The 1,005-nt window shown below is 46.9% G+C and carries 2 protein-coding genes; both read left to right on the top strand.

Annotation, left to right across the window (positions count from 1 at the left end):
* A partial coding sequence (locus A3738_RS30640) for a hypothetical protein (RefSeq protein ID WP_197473625.1) occupies window positions 1-639 on the top strand: 639 nt, incomplete at its 5' end.
* Between the two features lie 11 nt (window positions 640-650).
* Window positions 651-1,005 (top strand): cysteine peptidase family C39 domain-containing protein (locus tag A3738_RS05445; protein ID WP_231876543.1); only part of this gene is annotated, 355 nt, incomplete at its 3' end.

The following is a 1,005-nucleotide window of genomic DNA, read 5'->3' as shown; positions in this document are numbered from 1 at the left end:
AACGTTGCTCAAACCCTCATCGATAAGGTCGCCTCAGATAGCTACAAAACGGATAACGGAACACTGCGCGGAGATAACGTATTCGTAAACAGTTCCGCGAAACAAATCACTTGGTATTTCAACTACGCCTGCGACACGATTTACACCGTTAATATCGATAATGTGCTGGTGGATGGTTCGAGTCGCTACTATCAATATCAGGTCAATATCATTTATGACAAAGTCGTTGGTTTGACGGATGCATCGGCAGTCGTTGACGAAAACGTGTATCTGCATGACATCAACGACCAGCGCATGTGGTACGACGTAACCCCCATAAATCAAAAGGCGTGGTCAGGAGCAAATTCCACATGTGGCGGCACGACAGTTAATAACCTCGGTGATTGGCATTTGCCGCGAATTAATGAGCTCCGCGACTTCATCTACATCCTCAATAACCTTCCAAGCGTTGACTTAAAAGCAGGCATTCAAGACGAATATTGGACCAATGTAGAAAACAATACTTATGTTGTTCGAAACCCTGTGTCTCCGTGTTCGCAAAATGGCTTATGCAATTGGGGAGCAAGCTTTAGTCGACCCTTCATGTGCATCAGAGACAGCTTAAATGATTGGTTTATTCTTTCGCATGTTGAGCTTTGAGTGAGCCCCGTATGGTGAATGGTTCGAGTCTAGCACCAAAAAGTAAGCGTTCATTTCTCGAATGCCTCATAGAGCTTAGTCGTTTGTTGGGTCGAGCGCAAAGCGCTGCATCGTTGCTTTCTGGTGTTCCGATAAGTGAAGAACGCCTCTCGTCATCATTACTACCACGCGCTGCACAGAACGCAGGCCTAGAGATAGATCTTACAGAGCGCGATATTTCGGCGCTCGATCCTGCGACACTGCCATGTATTGTTGTGTTGGGCGAGCAGCCTGACGAGCATGGGGCGGTACTCTTAGCCATACAAAACGGCATGGCTTCAGTGTTTGTGCCTGACAAGGGTAAGCTAGAAATCAGTCTTGATGAGT

The organism is Oleiphilus sp. HI0066, from assembly GCF_001635725.1.
Note: the sequence above shows the minus strand (reverse complement) of the source record. Positions and strands in the feature narration are given on the sequence as shown.